We start from the raw sequence: 1298 nt of genomic DNA on the forward strand, positions 1-1298 counted from the left end.
ACTGTCTGAAATCCACAACTTCGGCGGTGTACTTGAGCCCCGCTACATTGTCGGCGCGGAATCACTTGACCAGTGAGCTATTACGCACTCTTTTAAGGATGGCTGCTTCTAAGCCAACCTCCTGGTTGTCTTCGCAACTCCACATCCTTTCCCACTTAGCACACGCTTAGGGGCCTTAGTTGGTGGTCTGGGCTGTTTCCCTCTCGACTATGAAGCTTATCCCCCACAGTCTCACTGCTGCGCTCTCACTTACCGGCATTCGGAGTTTGGCTGACGTCAGTAACCTTGTAGGGCCCATTAGCCATCCAGTAGCTCTACCTCCGGTAAGAAACACGCAACGCTGCACCTAAATGCATTTCGGGGAGAACCAGCTATCACGAAGTTTGATTGGCCTTTCACCCCTACCCACAGCTCATCCCCTCCATTTTCAACTGAAGTGGGTTCGGTCCTCCACGACGTCTTACCGTCGCTTCAACCTGGCCATGGGTAGATCACTTCGCTTCGGGTCTAGATCACGCCACTGCAACGCCCTATTCAGACTCGCTTTCGCTACGGCTTCCCCACACGGGTTAACCTCGCGACGTAACACTAACTCGCAGGCTCATTCTTCAAAAGGCACGCCGTCACCACAACACAGCAAGCTGCGGAGGCTCCGACGGATTGTAAGCACACGGTTTCAGGTACTGTTTCACTCCCCTCCCGGGGTACTTTTCACCTTTCCCTCACGGTACTGGTCCGCTATCGGTCATTAGGGAGTATTTAGGCTTATCAGGTGGTCCTGACAGATTCGCACGGGATTTCTCGGGCCCCGTGCTACTTGGGATACTTCACCGGGCGGTACACAACATTTCGGTTACGGGGCTCACACCCTCTCTGGCCGGCCTTTCAAGACCGTTCACCTATGCCTGTACTACTCACCCCACTGCCCCGGCAGAGACAGAATGGGAAGTCCCACAACCCCGACCATGCAACGCCCGCCGGCTATCACACATGGAACGGTTTAGCCTGATCCGCGTTCGCTCGCCACTACTGACGGAATCACTATTGTTTTCTCTTCCTGCGGGTACTGAGATGTTTCACTTCCCCGCGTTCCCTCCACGCACCCTATGTGTTCAGATGCGGGTCACCAGGTAACTCGCGCCCCTGGCGGGGTTTCCCCATTCGGACACCCTGGGATCACAGTCCGGTTATCGACTCCCCCAGGCTTATCGCAGATTCCTACGTCCTTCTTCGGCTCCTAATGCCAAGGCATCCACCGTGTGCTCTTAAAAACTTGACCACAAAAGATCAAAAAAAGT

1 rRNA gene (cut by a window edge) is annotated in these 1298 nt (G+C 54.6%); it reads right to left on the minus strand.

The features are described from left to right. A 23S ribosomal RNA gene (locus FS787_RS17840) occupies positions 1 to 1279 on the minus strand; it reaches 1277 nt to the left of the window's first position. Between the last annotated feature and the right edge of the window lie 19 nt (positions 1280 to 1298).

This window comes from Arthrobacter sp. U41, from assembly GCF_007679325.1.
Classification (GTDB): Bacteria; Actinomycetota; Actinomycetes; order Actinomycetales; family Micrococcaceae; genus Arthrobacter.